Consider the following 18,184-nt stretch of genomic DNA (forward strand, 5'->3'; position numbering starts at 1 on the left):
TAGCTTTTCTTTACACTACGCCGAGTATTCGATTTCTCACCATCTTTACTCATTGTGCGGTTCTGGGCCACCTACCAGATAGGTAAATGATTGGCCACGCCCGCCATCGGTAATTGCCCGATATTCTAGTAGGGTCCCTTCGTTAAATTTACTAATATCGTGGTAAATCTTTGGTTCTGGGCCACCTACCGACCCCAATGGGAACCACTCACCAGAGCCAATAATCCGATAGAAGAATGCCGTGTTAGCGTAGCGCCTATCTTGAGTATTAGCATGCAGTTCGATAAACGAATCAGATGTTTTTTCTCCCGTGAGTTTGGTAATACCGCTACCGCGTTCGAGTTTCTTACCTGCTTTAAACACCTTGATTCCTTGCGCCGGGACGTCGACGCTCAGTTCGGTTATTCCACCTTCACTGCTCGCTGGCGGAGTAGGAGTATTGGCCGGCACCGACACTGTTCCGTCAGATACCTCCATAACTAAGGACCAGTCAGCAGTCGTTGTTAGAACAGGAACTTTCGCCGTCACGTTATGATCGGCAGAATTGGTGACGACGACGTACTCAACGTCTTCATCAGGGTCAACGCGGGAAAAGGCGTATGTATTACCTTCACTGAGCAGTTCAATTTGTGCTCCGTTAGATAGTCCCGGATGATCTTTCCGATACTTTGCAAGCTTCGAAATTGCCTGATAAAGCGGATGATCGGTATCCATATGAGACTTTTTGCCAAATTCACTCCCGTCCAGCAAGGACTGGCTCTGGTAGGAAGGTACTTGAGTAGCAAATAGCGGTTGCCGGGCGTCTTTATCCCCGTCAGTGCCGGCGAAACCCTGCTCATCACCGTAGTAGACCACAGGTTGGCCACGCATGGTGAACATGAGTGCGTGCGCAAAAACCGACGAGGCGACTTTGTCTCCTTGAAGCTTCGATCCCACTCGACCCATATCGTGATTACCTAAAAACGTAGGGAGATCAAGAGCAGTAGCCCGTTCAGTTGCGTAGCGCGAATCTTGTGCGAAAAGATCTGATAGTTCTTGGGCATTTCCACCGTTAACAAAATTGACAATCGCATGCTGGAACGCGAAATCTAACACTGCATCCATATCTGTTTCGCGTACATAACGAGAAAGCGTTGGAACATCAGTATCGTAAACTTCGCCGAACATAAAGAAGTCTTTATTGGCTTTACGTTTAATTGCTTGTGTCCAGTGCTGCCAGAACTCCATATTGACGTGTTTGACAGTATCTATCCGGAAACCATCGATACCAGTTGCGAGCCAGTCACGGTAAATATCTTCCATTCCCCGCACAACCACTGGATTCTCCGTCATCAAATCGTCGAGCCCATAGAAGTCACCCATCGTCACCGATTCACCACTAAACGTAGAATCGCCACGATTGTGATAAAGATTGACGTTATTGAGCCACCCGGGTACTTTCTTTTCCGAGCCAGCTACTGGCGTGTAGGGGAACGACGACGGATCAATTTCCGGGAAGTCTTCACTTCCGGCAACATCAAAAATATTGACCGGCGAACCCGTTGTGTCAATGTAGGGCTTAATCGTCGTCGGAACGTATGTAGGCGACTCTTCTTTATAGGAAATAACGTCTGCCGTATGGTTCGTGATGACATCCATATACACTTTCATGCCACGTTTATGGGCCTGAGTGACAAGCTCCGTGAAATCATCCATTGAACCGATATGCGGATCTATCTGGGTAAAATCCGTCACCCAGTATCCGTGATAGCCAGCAGATTCATCCTCGCCTTTGCCCTGTACGGCTTTATTCTTCATAGGTGGCGATATCCATAACGCCGTAGTACCAAGGCCTTGAATGTAATCAAGATGCTTAATGATTCCTTGTAGATCACCGCCAAGGAAGAATCCTTCACGGGTTGGATCAAATCCTGACGTGTGTGGATCTTTTCCTAAACCGCCAGTGTCATTGCTGGTATCACCATTAGCAAACCGATCGGTGAGCAGAAAATAGAACTGCTCATCACCATTATCGGAACGGAATATCCCCTCCCGAGAGGCATCTGAACCACGAATCGCCGCATCAACACCTAAATCAGACGGGATAACGGAAGTTCCGTCAATTTTAAGATCGGCGCGCCCAGGCAATTCCAACCGATAGTCTTTTCCAGCAATAGTAATGATGTGCGAGCCGGCATCATAGTGGGTATAACCTTCTGGTTGCCCATTCGAACAACCCGAAATACCCACGCCAACTAACGCAATACTGGCACTGACAGCAATCGCTAATCTCCGACGACGAACCACGCATACCTCCAACCCTCTGCTTCTATTGTAAAACGCTCCTCCCACAGAATTCCGAACACCGCCCTAAGTCCAAAAGATTTGTGACGCAAATGTGGCAAGATGGGATACAGACAACATTATCTTCCTGCACTAAGGAGAAAAATATGCCGGAACTGTCTGAACACGTCACCGCTGACCGATGCGCTACAGGACCGAGAATTGGTATCCTCACCTCCGGTGGCGATGCTCAAGGCATGAACGCCGTTGTTCGTGCCGTTGTGCGTACCGCCTTGCACGCCGGAGCTACTCCTTTCGCGTTACACGAAGGATGGAAAGGCGCCATCGAAGGCGGTGACTTTATCCAAGAACTATCCTGGACATCAGTGTCAGGTATCCTTTCCAAAGGCGGAACAGCCATCGGAACTGCCCGCTCTGATGAATTCCGCGAGCGCTCTGGACTAAAGAAAGTCGTCCGAAATCTTGTCTTGCGCGGAATCGATCGCCTCGTCGTCATCGGCGGTGATGGCACACTTTCTGGAGCAGATGAACTACGCGAGTTCTGGCCAGAACTCCTCAGCGAACTCGTTGCCGAAGGCGAAGTAAGCCCAGAAGCTGGCGAAGAACACAAGCGGTTACGGATCGCTGGAGTTGTCGGCTCCATTGATAATGATCTAGTCGGCACGGATATGACCATCGGCACCGACTCTGCGCTGCACCGCATTATTGAAGCCATTGACGCAATCGCGGCTACCGCAGCTTCCCACCAGCGGACCTTCATTATTGAAGTTATGGGGCGCGCCTGCGGTTATTTGGCTTTAATGTCTGCTATCGCAGGAGGCTGTGATTACGTATTCATTCCAGAGCTTCCCCCTGAAGACGGTTGGGAAGAAGAAATGACAACTAAACTTCGTATTGGCCGGGAACGTGGCAGACGAGATTCGCTTATTATTCTGGCTGAAGGAGCTCTTGATCGGTCCGGCAACCCGATCACTGCCTCCCAAGTTGCTAGCGTTATCAAAGACCGCCTCGGCGAAGATGCACGTATCACTTCTCTTGGCCACGTCCAACGCGGTGGACAACCCACTGCCTACGATCGATGGATGCCCACTTTACTTGGGTACACTGCAGCTCTTGACATGGTAAAGGCCGGCCCGGACACTGAGCCAACAATCATCGGCACGAAACGCAACCGTATCGTGCGCATGCCGATGATGGAAGCCGTAGCCAATACCCGCAAAGTTAAGGCATATCTAAAAGAAGGAAACTGGGAGGCAGCCATCGAATCACGCGGATCTGGTTTCCGTGAAATGATCGATATTTTCGAAGCAATGTCCTCCCCCATGGCTAAAACCGAGCATGCTGCCAAGGATTCACCACGGGTTGGTATTATTCATGCCGGTGGTCTGGCTCCAGGTATGAATCCAGCTGCGCGCGCTGCGGTTAAGCTTGGCATCGATCGTGGCTACACCATGATCGGTATTGAAGGGGGATTCCCTGGCTTGCTAGAAGGACATACCCGCATACTTGAATGGGGTGACGTCGAAGGCTGGGCAGAAGATGGTGGTGCTGAACTAGGTACTCGGCGTACAATCCCAAGTATCGACCAATACTATGCACTATCCCGTGCAATTGAAAACGCCGAATTAGACGCTCTCATCGTTATTGGCGGGTTCAAAGGCTACAAGATGGCCTTCGATATGGGTCAAGAAAAAGATCGCTATCCTGGTTTCAATATTCCAATTGTGTGCGTACCAGCTTCGATTGATAATAATCTTCCTGGTTCGGAGCATTCCATTGGTGCCGACACCGCATTAAACACCAACGTAGAGATTCTCGATAAAATCCGTACTTCTGCATCGGCTTCACAACGTTGTTTCGTTGCCGAAACAATGGGCCGTAATACCGGCTATCTGGCGTTATTCTCAGCTATTTCTTCTGGTGCGGAACAAGTATATTTGGCAGAAACTGGCATCACTTTGCCACAGCTTGCTCAAGATACCCAACGTATGGTTCACGCATTCGAACACGGACGTCACCTGTATTTGGTGGTACGCAATGAGGATGCCTCTGACTACTACACAACCGATTTCTTGAGCCGCATTTTCGAAGAAGAAGGACATGACTTATTTGATGTACGCACCTCAGTGATTGGTCACGCACAGCAGGGCGGAAATCCGTCACCATTTGATCGAACTATGGCTGCTCGCATCGTTAATTCGGCAATTAATGTTCTTGACGAAGAATTGCGCTTCCAATCCAAGAATGCACGTTCCTTCCATATCGGCATGGTTGGTGGAGTTATTCAAGCTATGCCGCTGTCTCATATTGGCGACTTGATGGACATGGAAGCACGCACCCAATTCGATCCTTGGTGGCTACCGCTTAAGCATGTCGTGTACGTAGTTTCTGATCCTACCTACACTGGACCACTAGAAGATCTTGCTATTATCCAATAGCAACGCTGAAGATATGTACAATCGGTGCTCCGAAGAGCACCGATTGTACATATCATTACATGTTCGGAGATTACTCCAATGCCACCTCAACTCATGCGTCACACGACTGCTGGAGTATCTCCCCAATTAGCAAAATAAGCTAAGACAAGTGCCAACACAATAAGAGTGACAACATCAAACCAACGCGAGCGCACTTGTGGCACCATCCCGACCGGCAAAACTAATCGGGCCAGCGCTAATCCGCCAAGGCTAGCAGCAAATGTGTACATCGCCGGCTGAACGCCCCAAATAAACGACAAGATGATCACACACACGAGCCATGCCACAAGTAGTATGAAGAAAAATACAGAAGGTACACGATGCTCAGTCATTATCGCTACTTTCTACATCTGCGGAAGACTCCGACACAACAGAGTTTTTTCGAGGTAAGTGACTTGTTATATAGGTTCGCGATGTTGGATGCGATAAAAGACAACCAAGCATAAAAGGCAAACCAATCACAATAATACTCAGTCCAGCACTCAGTGCTGGTTCTGGCCCAGTAACTGCCATTCTGCCTGGCCCAATTGCCCCAGACGTCATAAAGGACACCACTGACACGGCCACTGCCCCTAGCCCCACTGCTAACGCAACATCAATAAGCTGAGCGCGCAACGCCGTCGTCGAAACAAACTTGCGAGCAACCAGCACCCCATAACCGCAGGCTAATAGGATCACTAGAACAAAAAGCCATATCATATTCTGGCCTGGAGCTGGCAATGCGCCAAAGAGCGGAATCGCCGGAAGCGGACCAGCGCTGACCGCAAAAATCGAAAAATTTGTCCCCGAACCAACCGAGAATCCAGCCCCAATCAGCCAGGAAAACATCCAGATAACATAAACTGGCAGATACAAAAGTTGCAGGAGAATCAATCCGATGCTCCCCATAAAACCCGTCAAATAAAACCCATGAATCTCACTGATAGCACTAAAACGGGCAATAATAAAAACTAACGTCATGACGCTAGGAATAATAAGTAACGCCAAACCAAGCCAACGCAAGTATTGCCATGCTTGAGCGACGAGTGACCACCACGGCAGACAATACAACAGATTTTCTCGGCCACTCCAGATCGCACATATTCCCGCAAGAATAGCAGAGCCAACAAGCCCAAACCACCAGTCACCAGGCGCCCGGCCAGCCAATGAAATTCCAGCCAAAATAGCTGGCCAACTCAAGGTAGCTGCTACAACATCCTGCCAGGTTTCGATATTGCGTCCGCGCCAACTTTGATATGAGGCATACATGACGATACCAGTAAGCGTCAATGGCATGAGCGTCAGCGAAGCATCACCAATGGATACGGCACCGCCAAAAATCGTTGTCCACCAACCAGTGGCAAAAAAGGCCGCATGTTGCCAAACAATATCCCCCATCATCTGGGCTGAGGCATTAAAAGTATAGAACACCATAACAACAAGGAAAATGCCGAACCACGAAAAAAATGGTGCAGCAATTCCACCCCGGAAGATGTACCAATAGCGAGAAAGATCAATATGAGTATTCATTGCTTCCCATCGTTACGTGTTTTACAAGTAAACGCACGGTATTGACATGGTGTGTTGCTTACGATTTCGCTCGATAGTTCCGAAAAGCAGGCAGAACCAACGCAAAAATAATGGTTCCGATAATAACACTCAGGCCACCTGCCCAGATTGTGGTAGCCGCTCCTAACGATTCTGCGGCCAGCCCGTGAAAGGTATCAGCAATACGTGGACCACCAGCAACAACGATAACGAAAACTCCTTGCAGCCGACCCCGAACATGATCATCAGCTGACATGAGCAAAATACCTTGCCGAAATGCCGAAGATGCCATATCCGCAATGCCACCAATCATCAAGGCGCCACAGGCTAGTCCCAACATCAACCTTGGGGCATATACAGCGTAGCTAGTTGCTAGTCCCAATAAGCTCATCGCAACTCCCCAGACGATAATCGACCACAGCACGGCCTGCCCGTATGCTCGTATTCGACTAATCCAACCGCCTAACAGCCCGCCAATCATCGCCCCTGCAGGCATCGCAGCATAAAGCAACGCAAACTCAAACCCGCCTTGTACTGGTCCCCCAAAGTTCACATGCGCAATCTCTGGATAAAGAGCTCGCGGCATCCCAAAAATCATCGCAATTAAATCAACAACAAAACTGCCTAATAAAATATGATGCCCCGATAGATACTTCAGTCCATCAATCACTGAGCGCATTCCGGGAGATCCCTGAGGCGTAGCAACTGGTAAGGCCGGCAACCAATAAACTGCATAATAGGTGGCGAACAACGTCAAGGTGTCAACAGCATACAAATAGCTGTAGCCAAGTACTGGGATCAGAGCTCCGCCCACAAGCGGGCCGATAATTGCGCCACCAGCAAATACCGTCATATTCAGGGCAGAAGCAGCCGGGATTTGTTGTGCCGGAACGATTTTCGGCAATATCGCGGTACGGGTTGGTTGATTAACCCCAAAGCAAGCTTGCTGAACGGAAAAAATGCCGAGCAAAAGCCACACATTATTTAGTGCTAATACCGCTTGGAGCCAAAATAATAACGATGTGAGGATAAGACCTGCGGTGGTAAATTCAAGTAATTTACGCCGATCCATGTGGTCTGCTAAACTCCCACCCCATAATCCGAAAATCACAAGTGGTACCAGACCAAACATTCCGGTCAGCCCAACCATCCCGGAAGATCCCGTCATGTCATACACCTGGGCAGGCACTGCCACGACGGTGAGTTGCGCGCCGATAACAGTAATAATGTTAGCTAGCCACAGCCGCCGAAAATGTGGGTGTTCTAAAGGCGCAGTGTCAGCAAAGATCTTTCGTAAATGTGCCACAGCGATCCTTTCACACCGTCACTAAAAAATCACATCCAGGTGAAGGACATAACAGGTTAGTCCTTCGCCTGGATGATAACAAGATTACAACTAGCTGTTCAGAATAGCACGGGCAATCTGCGCGGCTTCAGTTGGTGTTTTGCCAACCTTGACACCTACTGCTTCAAGTGCTTCTTTCTTTGCCATAGCAGTACCTGCGGAACCAGAAACAATGGCTCCTGCGTGTCCCATCGTTTTTCCTTCCGGAGCAGTAAATCCCGCCACATACCCAACGACTGGCTTGGTGACATGTTCTTTAATATATGTCGCAGCGCGTTCTTCGGCGTCACCACCGATTTCACCGATCATAACAATCAGTTCTGTTTCCGGATCTGCTTCGAAGGCCTTGAGCACATCAATATGGGTGGTACCAATAACTGGATCGCCACCGATACCAATACAGGTAGTGAAGCCAATATCTGCCAGTTCGAACATCATTTGGTAGGTCAGCGTTCCAGACTTTGACACAAGGCCGATTTTTCCTGGCCCGGTAATATCTGGTGGCGTAATGCCGACGTTTGATTGGCCAGGGGTAATAATTCCAGGACAGTTCGGGCCAATGAGTTGAACACCTTTGTCAAGTGCATAGCGCACGAATTCTGCGCTGTCTTTAACTGGCACTCCTTCGGTAATGACGACGACGAGGTCTAAGCCCGCATCAACTGCTTCGATAACTGCTGCTTTAGTAAAGGCAGGTGGCACGAAAATCACTGAGGTGTTTGCCCCAGTAGCTTCTTTCGCTTCCTGCACTGTTCCGTACACTGGAACCGACACAGTTCCAGCTTGCCGTTGATCAGCGTCGATACCAATTGGTTCAACATCAAAGTCCACGCTGGTTCCGGCTTTGCGCGGATTCGTGCCCGCAACGATTGCGGTGCCGGCACCAAGCATCCGGCGGGTGTGTTTTTGCCCTTCGGCCCCGGTCATACCTTGGACGATAACTTTGGAGTCTTTATTGAGGAAGATAGCCATGATTATTTCTCACTTTCCAGCGAGCTGAGCAGCTTTTGCTGCAGCTCCGTCCATTGTGTCTTCGAGCGTGACAAGCCGATGGTGTGCTTCGGATAGAATCTGACGTCCTTCCGCTACTTTATTCCCATCGAGGCGAACTACGATTGGCTTATTGGCGTTTTCCCCGAGTGTTTCGAGTGCACTGACGATACCTTTAGCAACTTCGTCACAAGCAGTAATTCCGCCAAAAACGTTGACGAAAACAGACCGAACATCGGGATCGTTGAGGACGACGTCGAGTCCGTGTGCCATAACTTCTGCATTGGCTCCGCCACCGATATCGAGGAAGTTTGCTGGCCCAACTCCGTATTTTTCACCGGCGTAAGCCACCACATCAAGAGTGGACATTACTAGACCAGCACCGTTGCCGATAATACCAACCTGTCCATCGTCAAGTTTGACGTAGTTTAATCCGAAGGCCTTTGCTTTAGCTTCGAGTGGGTTTTCGGTACGTTTATCAATATAAGAGGCATGTTCTGGATGACGAATACGCGCATTGTCATCAAGCGAAACCTTACCGTCAAGAGCAATGATTTCGCCGGCTGGCGTCTTCACTAGTGGGTTCACTTCTACGAGGGTGGCGTCCTCAGAAGTGTAGGTGTCCCAGAGTTTGAGCAGGACAGGGATCAGGGCCTTGTGTTCTTCTGTGGCAAATCCTGCAGCAGAAACAATTTCCCGGGCTTTTTCTTCCGTCATCCCAATATTGGGATCAACTGGTACTTTGGCAAGTGCTTCTGGTCGCTCTACCGCAAGCTGTTCGATGTCCATTCCGCCTTCCTTTGAGCACATGGCAAGATATTGGCGTTGGGAGCGGTCGAGTAAAATCGAAAAGTAGTATTCTTCAGCAATATCCGAACCGGCGGCGATAAGAACTTGGTAGACGGTGTGCCCTTTAATGTCCATCCCTAAAATATCAGCAGCTTTTTCTCGTGCTTCTTGTGGGGTGCGGGCAAGTTTGACACCACCTGCTTTACCGCGTCCACCGGTTTTAACTTGAGCTTTGACGACGACGAGGTCTGTTTGCGCTAACAGCTGTTCGGCGGCCTGTGCCGCCTGGTCAGGCGTTGTTACCACGATTCCAGGCAATACTGGTACGTCATGTTTAGCAAAGAGTTCGCGTGCTTGATATTCATATAGGTCCACGGAGTATCCTTCCGTTGTGGTCGTGTTCTTACGCCGTTGTCTCTACATCGAGACTCATTATCAGCCTACCGGTTTTCGGGGCATTGTGAAAACCTTGAGCGACTTTTATTCCCCATCCTCAGATCGGGATTTCTTGGATGCTGGCGGTTCAGTTCCCCATCCTTTTCCTGGATCAACGCCTTGTTGAGTAGAGAATTTTGTTGCTCCGGCAGTGATCGATTCTTTAATCAGTTTGCCGTATGCGTTCGCTCCTTCAATCGAGGTGTGGGTAGCATCAACTTGTAATAAATCTGGTTCCTTGGAGGCCAGGGTGTACCAGTCAATAAGCTCAACATTCGGATATTCGTCAGCAATTTTTTCTAAAATCTCATTTGCTGCTGGAACGAAGGTGGACGGCGAATAGATATTGACGAGGAAAATCATACGTTTTTCGCCAAGTTGTTCGATCGCATCACGAATCAGATCTGGTTGGGAAATTCCTCCGTTAGTCCCGAAGTCTAGAACCGCAACACGTCCGATATCACCATCTTTTTCCAGCTGCGAAATCATCTGGCTCGCCCCTGCCCATTGCTTTGACGGTTCACCGAATGCTTCCACCCCTGGCATCGCATGACGCAAACCCGTTCGCGATGCAGATACCATTGAATCACCAATAACCGTAACTTCATAGGTATCTGGAATAGTCGTATCAAGATCTTTGGATAAGACCGTGGGACGATTTGGCCGTGGGCCACCATCACTACTATTATCTGACTCGTTTTTGGCTTCATCACCCGCCGTAACCGGTTGACCATCATGGCCGTTTTCAATCAGAATCTGGGTAGTCGTTTTACTCGGGGCAAAAAATACTGCGGCTATTGTTACCCCGGTGAGACCGATGGCAATCACGCTCATTACCGTAATTATTTTATTGGTTTTTGCCGCATGAATAAAGGCACTCATTGCGCGCCGATATCCAATTCTGCGAATAGGATTTTCGACCAGACGATACGATAACTCGACGATAAGCATGGCTAATGCAATCGCTACCGCCGAGCGAAGTGCGTGAGCTGCACTGTGAACTGCCACCGGATATGCGGCACCGACTAGAACCAACACTGGCCAATGCCACAAATATAGAGCATAAGAACGCGTTCCAACCCAGCGAAGAACGCCAATTTCACCAACTTGCGCCAGGATCGATCGTGGATATAGCATCTGCGCGATCACGCATGTGGTAGCAAGAGAAGCAGCAAACATTCCGCCCATATATGCCCACGGCCCGGTATCTGGCATGATGAAAATAAAGACCACGAGGGTAATTAAGCCGCCCCAACCATAGAGACCATGATATGTCCGCCAATGTTTGGTAGAAAATATTTGCTTTTGCCGATCGGCCCATAAGAAAGCCAATGTGATACCCGCACTAAGCCCAAAAATATGAGTATCAGTACCGTAATACAACCGAGTGAGGTTATCTCCGTTGTACAAAATCATCATCAGTAATGCTGAAACGCTCATCATTGTTACTGATAAAACAACTCGAGCACGCAATGTGCTTATCAAAGCTAAAACAACAAGCATGATGATCGGCCACAGCAGATAAAACTGTTCTTCGATTGCTAGCGACCAAAAGTTTTTAAAGAGCAGCGGCGCGGTAGTATCGAAGTAGCTAGAGCCGTGAGCTATTTCTAGCCAATTCGTTGAAAAAGTCAATGCGCCGACGATTTGCCGTCCGATGCCAACAAGTAAATCAGAATTAATTGCCCAAGCACTTGGCACCACCACAATAATCAAAACGAGGAGTGCCGGAATGAGACGGCGTGCTCGCCGCACCCAAAACTGCCGCAAATTTAGATAATTGTTTTCGCGATCTTCGCGGAGTAACAACGTCGTAATTAAAAATCCGGAAAGGACGAAAAAGACGTCAACTCCTAAAAATCCGCCGCGCACAACTCCCGGAAATACGTGATAAAGAATCACTGATATAACAGCGAATGCCCGAATTCCATCAAGCCCCGGAATATATCCGCCTTGATCGTTAAACGCCTGCTGGGTACGCGAGCTAGGGCGCACTGGCCGCGTCTTATGCGGGCGTTTCTTCGACGGCGATTTTTGCGAACCGAATCGCCGCGGGGTACGCAAAGAGTAGGAGGATTCCGTCATAGCTTTAAATCTTTTCTAATGGCGCGAAGCGAAGCATCAACCGTTTAACTGCACCGCTTTCAAATCGAACTTTAGCTACCGTAGATTTACCACTTCCTTCGAAGGACAACACCTTTCCGATACCAAATTTTGCATGGCGTACAGTATCACCAGTATTAATTCCGCCAGTGACAACATCATCTGCTTGAGTATCACTGACTGGTTCCGGATCAGCTTCGAGAATTTTGCCAGGCTTAAACTTTCCGTTTCCACTGCCAATTACTGGAGCAAAATCGTCATCGTTAATGGCATTATGTCGTTTTGATCCCCAGCTATCGCGAGCGCTCCCCCATGATGAGCCACGAACCGTATCCATTGCTGAGTGTGCACGGCGCCATTCAATAACCTCATTTGGGATCTCGTCTAAGAATCGCGACGGTGGAAGCTCTTGCGGCGCACCCCATTGTGAGCGGGTTGCGGCGCGGGTAATGTAGAGCCGTTCGCGCGCACGTGTGAGGGCAACGTACGCGAGGCGTCGTTCTTCAGCTAGTTCAGTTGCAGAAGCCAAAGTACGAATATGCGGGAAAGTGCCGTCTTCAAATCCGGTAGCGAAAACAACCGGGAACTCTAGTCCTTTGGCGGTGTGAATAGTCATGAGGACGACTTCGCCTTCATTGTTTTCGTCTCCGTCTGGGATTTGGTCTGAATCAGCCACAAGTGAGATTTGGTCAAGGAAGTCTGCCAGTGTTCCTTCTTCATTACGCACCCGGAAATCAGATGCTACCGCATGGAGTTCGGCAAGATTTTCTACCCGTACCTCATCTTGTGGATCCTTAGATTGTTGGAGAGTGTCCAGATATCCGGAGGCATCCATTAACGCATCCAAAATGTCTGCTGGAGCTATACCGCTATCAGCTTGAGCCCGCGCGGTTTCCAGCATGGTAACAAATGAGCTCATGGCGTTACGAGCCCGCGCCTGTAATCCGGCTACTGCACTACGGCCAGCTTCAACAGCTTGTTCTGGATACGCCACATCGGCAAGCGCCTGACCGAAAGAAATACGGTATTGTTCAGCGTGCATGGCAACGGCTGATTCTGCTTTTGCCCCTAGTCCGCGTTTTGGTTCATTCAAGATTCGACGGATAGAGACCGTATCATCCGGATTAGCTACCGCATGCAAATACGCTAATGCATCCTTGATTTCTTTACGTTCATAGAAGCGAGTACCGCCAACAACCTTGTACGGGACGCCGGAACGTACAAACATTTCCTCAATAGCACGCGATTGGGCATTCGCCCGGTAGAACACCGCAATATCGCCATACTTATATCCGTGCTTGGTACGCACATTATCTATTTCTTCGACGACGAAGGCAGACTCATCAGATTCCGCATCCGCAACATAACCCACAAGTTTAGGACCGTCACCTGCCGCGGTCCACAACTTCTTTGGCCGCCGACCTTTATTATTGGCAATAAGTGAATTAGCAGCCGTCAAAATATTTTGGGTGGAGCGATAATTTTGCTCCAAAACAACCGTGGTAGCGTTTGGGAAATCTTGCTCAAAATCTTCAATATTGCGGATAGTAGCCCCACGGAAAGCATAGATTGACTGATCTGCATCACCAACAACGGTTAATTCCCCATGTGGCTGATCAGTTTCTTCACCAACAAGTTCGCGCACCAGCTGATATTGTGCCGTATTCGTATCTTGATACTCGTCTACCAGCACATGCCGGAAACGACGACGATAATGCTCCGCAATAGCCGGGTTATCACGCAGTAAACCCACCGTCAACATAATCAGATCATCAAAATCCACCGCGTTTGCCGCACGCAATCGCCGCTGGTATCCAGCATACGCATCAGCAATCATCTGATCGTCACGATCTACAGCCTGTTCCTTTGCCTGCCCAACTGTGACCATCGCATTTTTCAGATCAGAGATCTTCCGACTCAAGGTTTTTGGCGGAAACGCTTTAATATCAATATTTTCCTCTTGGGCAACAATCTTCATCAGCCGCGCCGAATCCGCCGCATCATAAATCGTGAATGACGATCGCATCCCCAACGCCTGATGTTCCGTACGCAAAATCCGCACACAAGCCGAATGGAAAGTGGAAATCCACATGCGTTGCGCGGTAGAGCCAAGCAAAGACTCCAGCCGTTCCCGCATCTCCTTAGCAGCCTTATTCGTAAAAGTAATCGCCAAAATCTCTTGCGGGCGCACCTGGCCAGTGGCAATCATATAAGCAATACGTGTAGTGAGCACGCGAGTTTTACCAGAACCAGCCCCCGCAACTACCAGCAGATGCCCGCCGGTATGCACAACTGCCTGCTGCTGTTGTGGATTGAGCCCGGCTAACAGTTCTTTCACCCGCGCATCATCACGCCCGCGAGCGCCGTCGTCACGCGCACGGGACAATCCAGGCGCAACTGAACTCATCGCAGGTGACTCCTGAGCCATAGCGATCTTCGACTTTAACCGATCCATTGCTGAAACAAACGCATCATTAGTACTCATAACACTTCAAGCCTAAAGGACACCTCCCACACATTTTGGTAAACACACGGGACTACCACGGATCTGTGGGCAAAATCGGCTCATTTTCCCATTGACTTACCCCCAAGGGCCACCTTTTACACTGACTTTATGACACAACAACCTGTCCCACAAGGAACTCAAAAAGCTTGGTATGCCGTCGCTTACCTTGCCTCAAACGCACTATCTGTCCTCGGCAACTCCCTGATCACAGTAGTTTTGCCCGTGCTCATCATCATGCGACTTGGCTCACCAACCTGGGCTGGCATCGTCGCCGTAGCCACCACCAGCGCACAAGTATGTGCCGGATTATTAGGCGGAGCACTAGCCGACCGAGTCAACCGTAGAAACCTCTGCCTCGCCGCCGATCTCCTATCCACACTCTCTGTCTTCAGCCTTTTCATTATCGACTGGATCGGACTAACCAGTGCACTGTGGTTTATCACCCTCGGAATTATCGGAGCATTCGCCGACGTCCCCGGGCAAACTGCCCGGCAAGCCCTCGGCCCGCAGGTGGCCACGTCGTCGTCGATAAAATATGAAACTATCACCGGATACTTCCAAACGCTGCAAGGAGGCGCGCTCATCATCGGCCCGGCACTCGCCGGAGTATTCCTCATAATGCCCGATCCGTCCTGGGCGCTCCTAGCCACCGGAATCTGTTCCCTCCTCGCCGCTTTCACTACTGCGCTTATCCCCTACGATATCGGCGAATACGAAAGCACAACACAAACACATGACCTCATCACCCAAATAACAACCGCCGTCACCCTAATCCGCAAAACTCCGCTCTTGCGTTTCGCCATCACATTTGCGATTGGAATCAACGTCCTCTACACAGTCACCCAAAGCTTTGTTCTGCCCACACATTTCACGCTGCTTAATCAGCGACACTACATCGCCTGGATTTTCACAGCCTTGGGAGGCGGAATGATGATCGGCGGAATCGTCTACGGGCTGTTATCCACAAAACTAGCTCGCTCCACCCTATTTCTCAGTAGCACCTTCCTCGGTTTTATCGGAGCGCTTATGGTATTGAGTTTATGGGACTTGTCCGCGGTGATCAACGGTGCCTTTTTCCTCGGTATTGCCTTTGCCATCATCAACGCCAGTGTCACAATCGCCATTATGGAATCACTACCCGAAGGAAAGCGCGGATCAGTCATGGGAATTATCCTCACTCTTATCCTTGCGGTTTACCCGCTCGGGTTCGGACTTGCCACATTGTTCTACACGTATAGCGGACTAGGCACAGTTAGACTAGTGCTCGCAGGCGGATTCGCCGTCGCTACCGCGTGGGCGCTTCTATCTCAACAAAGCCATGCACTCAATACTGCACCACACACTTCCCAGCCAACATCCTAGACCACCCTAAGTAGCTCAAGATGATCCTCTACTCCCAGCAACTGACTAAATTAACCGGCGCATCCCGCAAAGCCTTGCGACTCTATGAAGATCGTGGACTGCTAACCGCAATCGGCCGCGACACCAACGGCTGGCGAATCTATACCGCAGAACACCTCCTGCGAGTAGCAACCATCAAATTCCTGCAAGAATCTGGACTGACCTTGGATGACATTGCTGCTGTCTTAGCCGATAGCCAAACATCGCAACCATGGGACCTCGCCGAACAACGCCTCAAGGCGCGTATTGCCGAGGCCCAAGAAAAATTGGCCGTCTTACAACAGCTGAAAAACATGCGTACCCATGACGCAGATCTGCCACTCTATTCACCCGATATCCGCGACCTTCTCAATATCCTCATCAAGCGTGGCTACCCAGCAGAAATGGCCTACCGCAGTGGTCAAATCTTACAATTCTTGGAAATAACACTAGCTGCAGAACAATGGCAGGCAATCCTCCGTTTAGGAAGGAAAGAAGTCACCAATATTGACGACGACATAATCACGTTAGCCCGAGAATTTGTTGATTTAGCACATGTGCCCGCCGATTCGCCGCGGATAGATGAGTGGCGCGATAAGGCACTTTCTTATGAACAAACACATCCAGATACCGTACACACCGGTTTTAAGTCCCTGGGAATAGAACAAAAGATAAGCACTGTTCTTGATAGCTTATGGGCTGATGGGCTATCCCCGGCACAACTTCGTGCGAGCGCAATATTTGACTAAATCCTATGGAAAATGCTTTACCCACTGGATGAAGCTGGATGAATAAGACAGTGACTGTGCATACGATTTGCATATTCGTGCATTTAGCCGAAGAAACACAGGTTTTTGAGCAAAAATGCAAACCGTATGCACGCTGGTTAAGCAAACGAGCTTTTATAGCGCATCCAACGATGTCCCGTTCGTTTCCTTTGCGAACATATAGATAAGACCAGCTGCAAACAGCAAGGCAGCAAACAATATAAAAGCCGGTACAACGGCGTTTAAGGTCACTTCTTGTTTGACCACACTCCCACCGATCAAAAGCCCCATCGCTAGCGGGCCGAAGATTTTTGCCGAGGCGCCTAACCCATAGCCCAAGCCCAGGCCGGTGGCCCGCACATGGTTCGGGAACTGTTCGGCACCAAAAGCGTTGAGGATGCCGAACGCACCGTCGCCGAACGCCATCGCTATTACCACCCCGGCGAAGAACATCACCCAGGAACCGCCGGCACCTAATGATGCCGAGAATGCCATTAGGAATGAGCCGCCAGCCCCGAATACACCGCACATCAGTATCGTCGGGCGCCGCCCGATTTTATCGGCAAGCCAAGCTACCCCTAGCCGACCCAGCAAGTCCGCAAGGGAAACGAACATGAACAGCGTGGCGACCGTCGTCGTCGATAACAAATAGCCTTCGTGAAGTAACGTCTGGCCCCAGGACTGAATCGTGGCCGAACCAAGGACGAAACTGAACGTGCCGGCAGCAACGATGAGGAGCGAACGCCAGTGGTAGCGAAAAACCGTGCGATAGGAGGATGATTGGGTTTCGTGCGACGACGGTAGTGCACCGACCTCCTCAACGGGAAGTTCGAGCGCCCAAGCTAAGGATTGTCGCGCCTGGTCCGGCCGGCCGTGAACCAGGAGGAACCGCGGAGATTCGGGAACCGTGTGTAGCCAGAAAAGTAAGAGGATGGGCAGCGCACCCAAGGCAATCAGCCCACGCCAGTTGTCACCAAACCCCCACTGCGCAAGCGCACCTAAAAATAGGCCGAGCGGAATAAAAACCGAGGCCAGCCCGGAGAGGAACCCGCGATGTTTGGCCGGGACGAACTCTTGGACATACGGAATCGAGACAATGTTAAGCCCACCCACACCAATTCCCACCAGTATTCGCAACATCGCGAGCATGACCCAGCCACGCTCGGGAGTGAAAACTGAGGCTAGAGTGAAAACGGAGAACATGAGGACGCACCAGAAGAAGGCGCGTTTGCGACCGATGTTATCTGCCAGCCTGCCCCAGATAATCGCACCCAACACAGTGCCGAGCCCCGAGCAGGCGAGGATGATTCCTGCTTGCATGCCGGACAGTTGCCAAGGGCCGGTCAGGAGAGAAACAACGAAGCCAATGAGGAACATGTCGAAGAACTCTGCGATATTTCCGGCAATCACCAGGCCGATGAGCGACTTTTGGTGGCGGGTAAGCGGGCGCGAATCGATTTGCTGGAGGGCGGTTTGGAGAGATTGTGAGGGCGTCATGGCTATAGGGTATCAAGGCAGAGATTCGGTTATGGAGTCAGTGGCTATCAACTCACCGTTGACGGATTCACGGCTGACAAACTCG

General features: G+C 50.1%; 12 protein-coding genes. 3 read left to right on the forward strand and 9 right to left on the reverse strand.

Annotated features, from left to right (window positions below; translation table 11 throughout):
- Window positions 1–45: 45 nt before the first annotated feature.
- On the reverse strand, window positions 46–2,286 hold the full coding sequence (locus tag HC352_RS06645; protein ID WP_168918149.1) for an alpha-amylase family glycosyl hydrolase: 2,241 nt from the start codon (window positions 2,284–2,286) through the stop codon (window positions 46–48).
- Between the two features lie 143 nt (window positions 2,287–2,429).
- On the opposite strand from HC352_RS06645, the gene HC352_RS06650 reads away from it, so the two are divergent.
- Window positions 2,430–4,721 carry a 6-phosphofructokinase gene (locus HC352_RS06650; protein ID WP_168918150.1) on the forward strand — a complete coding sequence of 764 codons (2,292 nt, stop codon included), beginning with the start codon at window positions 2,430–2,432 and terminating at the stop codon, window positions 4,719–4,721.
- A gap of 98 nt (window positions 4,722–4,819) precedes the next feature.
- On the opposite strand, the gene HC352_RS06655 is transcribed toward HC352_RS06650, so the two are convergent.
- The 7 genes from HC352_RS06655 to pcrA all read right to left on the reverse strand — a co-directional run bounded on the left by HC352_RS06655 (window position 4,820) and on the right by pcrA (window position 14,434).
- Window positions 4,820–5,092 (reverse strand): DUF3017 domain-containing protein, encoded by a 273-nt coding sequence (locus tag HC352_RS06655; RefSeq protein ID WP_168918151.1) that lies wholly within the window; start codon window positions 5,090–5,092, stop codon window positions 4,820–4,822.
- Window positions 5,085–6,269, reverse strand: a complete 1,185-nt coding sequence (locus HC352_RS06660; protein WP_168918152.1) for a cell division protein PerM — start codon at window positions 6,267–6,269, stop codon at window positions 5,085–5,087. The genes HC352_RS06655 and HC352_RS06660 overlap by 8 nt, the downstream gene beginning before the upstream one ends.
- A gap of 58 nt (window positions 6,270–6,327) precedes the next feature.
- A complete protein-coding gene (locus HC352_RS06665; protein WP_168918153.1) occupies window positions 6,328–7,593 on the reverse strand; it encodes an MFS transporter in 1,266 nt (421 codons plus the stop codon).
- A gap of 90 nt (window positions 7,594–7,683) precedes the next feature.
- Complete coding sequence (gene sucD / locus HC352_RS06670) at window positions 7,684–8,604, reverse strand: succinate--CoA ligase subunit alpha (RefSeq protein WP_168918154.1); 921 nt, start codon at window positions 8,602–8,604, stop codon at window positions 7,684–7,686.
- 9 nt (window positions 8,605–8,613) lie between these two features.
- Window positions 8,614–9,786 (reverse strand): ADP-forming succinate--CoA ligase subunit beta, encoded by a 1,173-nt coding sequence (sucC, locus tag HC352_RS06675; protein WP_168918155.1) that lies wholly within the window; start codon window positions 9,784–9,786, stop codon window positions 8,614–8,616.
- Window positions 9,787–9,891: 105 nt separating this feature from the next.
- Window positions 9,892–11,931: an acyltransferase family protein gene (locus HC352_RS06680; protein WP_168918156.1), complete on the reverse strand. Its 2,040-nt coding sequence runs from the start codon at window positions 11,929–11,931 to the stop codon at window positions 9,892–9,894.
- Between the two features lie 4 nt (window positions 11,932–11,935).
- Window positions 11,936–14,434, reverse strand: coding sequence for a DNA helicase PcrA (gene pcrA, locus HC352_RS06685; protein ID WP_168918157.1), 2,499 nt, complete (start codon window positions 14,432–14,434; stop codon window positions 11,936–11,938).
- Between the two features lie 129 nt (window positions 14,435–14,563).
- Here pcrA and HC352_RS06690 point away from each other — a divergent pair, with 129 nt between their 5' ends.
- Entirely contained in the window at window positions 14,564–15,817 is a 1,254-nt protein-coding gene (locus HC352_RS06690; RefSeq protein WP_168918158.1) for an MFS transporter, read from the forward strand.
- Window positions 15,818–15,837: 20 nt separating this feature from the next.
- Window positions 15,838–16,584 carry a MerR family transcriptional regulator gene (locus tag HC352_RS06695; protein ID WP_168918159.1) on the forward strand — a complete coding sequence of 249 codons (747 nt, stop codon included), beginning with the start codon at window positions 15,838–15,840 and terminating at the stop codon, window positions 16,582–16,584.
- A 153-nt stretch (window positions 16,585–16,737) separates the two neighbouring features.
- Here the strand turns inward: HC352_RS06695 and HC352_RS06700 are convergent, their stop codons facing one another.
- The gene (locus HC352_RS06700; protein WP_168918160.1) at window positions 16,738–18,099 is read right to left on the reverse strand and encodes an MFS transporter; all 1,362 of its coding nucleotides are present in this window, start codon (window positions 18,097–18,099) and stop codon (window positions 16,738–16,740) included.
- Between the last annotated feature and the right edge of the window lie 85 nt (window positions 18,100–18,184).

It is taken from the genome of Arcanobacterium buesumense (genome assembly GCF_012563545.1).
GTDB classification, from domain to species: domain Bacteria; phylum Actinomycetota; class Actinomycetes; order Actinomycetales; family Actinomycetaceae; genus Arcanobacterium; species Arcanobacterium buesumense.

What these genes read in the sequence shown, in the direction of transcription:
- HC352_RS06680 (WP_168918156.1), bottom strand. Translation starts at nt 11,931, where the DNA reads ATGACGGAATCCTCCTACTCTTTGCGTACCCCGCGGCGATTCGGTTCG.
- HC352_RS06690 (WP_168918158.1), top strand. Translation starts at nt 14,564, where the DNA reads ATGACACAACAACCTGTCCCACAAGGAACTCAAAAAGCTTGGTATGCC.
- sucD (WP_168918154.1), bottom strand. Translation starts at nt 8,604, where the DNA reads ATGGCTATCTTCCTCAATAAAGACTCCAAAGTTATCGTCCAAGGTATG.
- HC352_RS06655 (WP_168918151.1), bottom strand. Translation starts at nt 5,092, where the DNA reads ATGACTGAGCATCGTGTACCTTCTGTATTTTTCTTCATACTACTTGTG.
- HC352_RS06695 (WP_168918159.1), top strand. Translation starts at nt 15,838, where the DNA reads ATGATCCTCTACTCCCAGCAACTGACTAAATTAACCGGCGCATCCCGC.
- pcrA (WP_168918157.1), bottom strand. Translation starts at nt 14,434, where the DNA reads ATGAGTACTAATGATGCGTTTGTTTCAGCAATGGATCGGTTAAAGTCG.
- HC352_RS06660 (WP_168918152.1), bottom strand. Translation starts at nt 6,269, where the DNA reads ATGAATACTCATATTGATCTTTCTCGCTATTGGTACATCTTCCGGGGT.
- HC352_RS06700 (WP_168918160.1), bottom strand. Translation starts at nt 18,099, where the DNA reads ATGACGCCCTCACAATCTCTCCAAACCGCCCTCCAGCAAATCGATTCG.
- HC352_RS06650 (WP_168918150.1), top strand. Translation starts at nt 2,430, where the DNA reads ATGCCGGAACTGTCTGAACACGTCACCGCTGACCGATGCGCTACAGGA.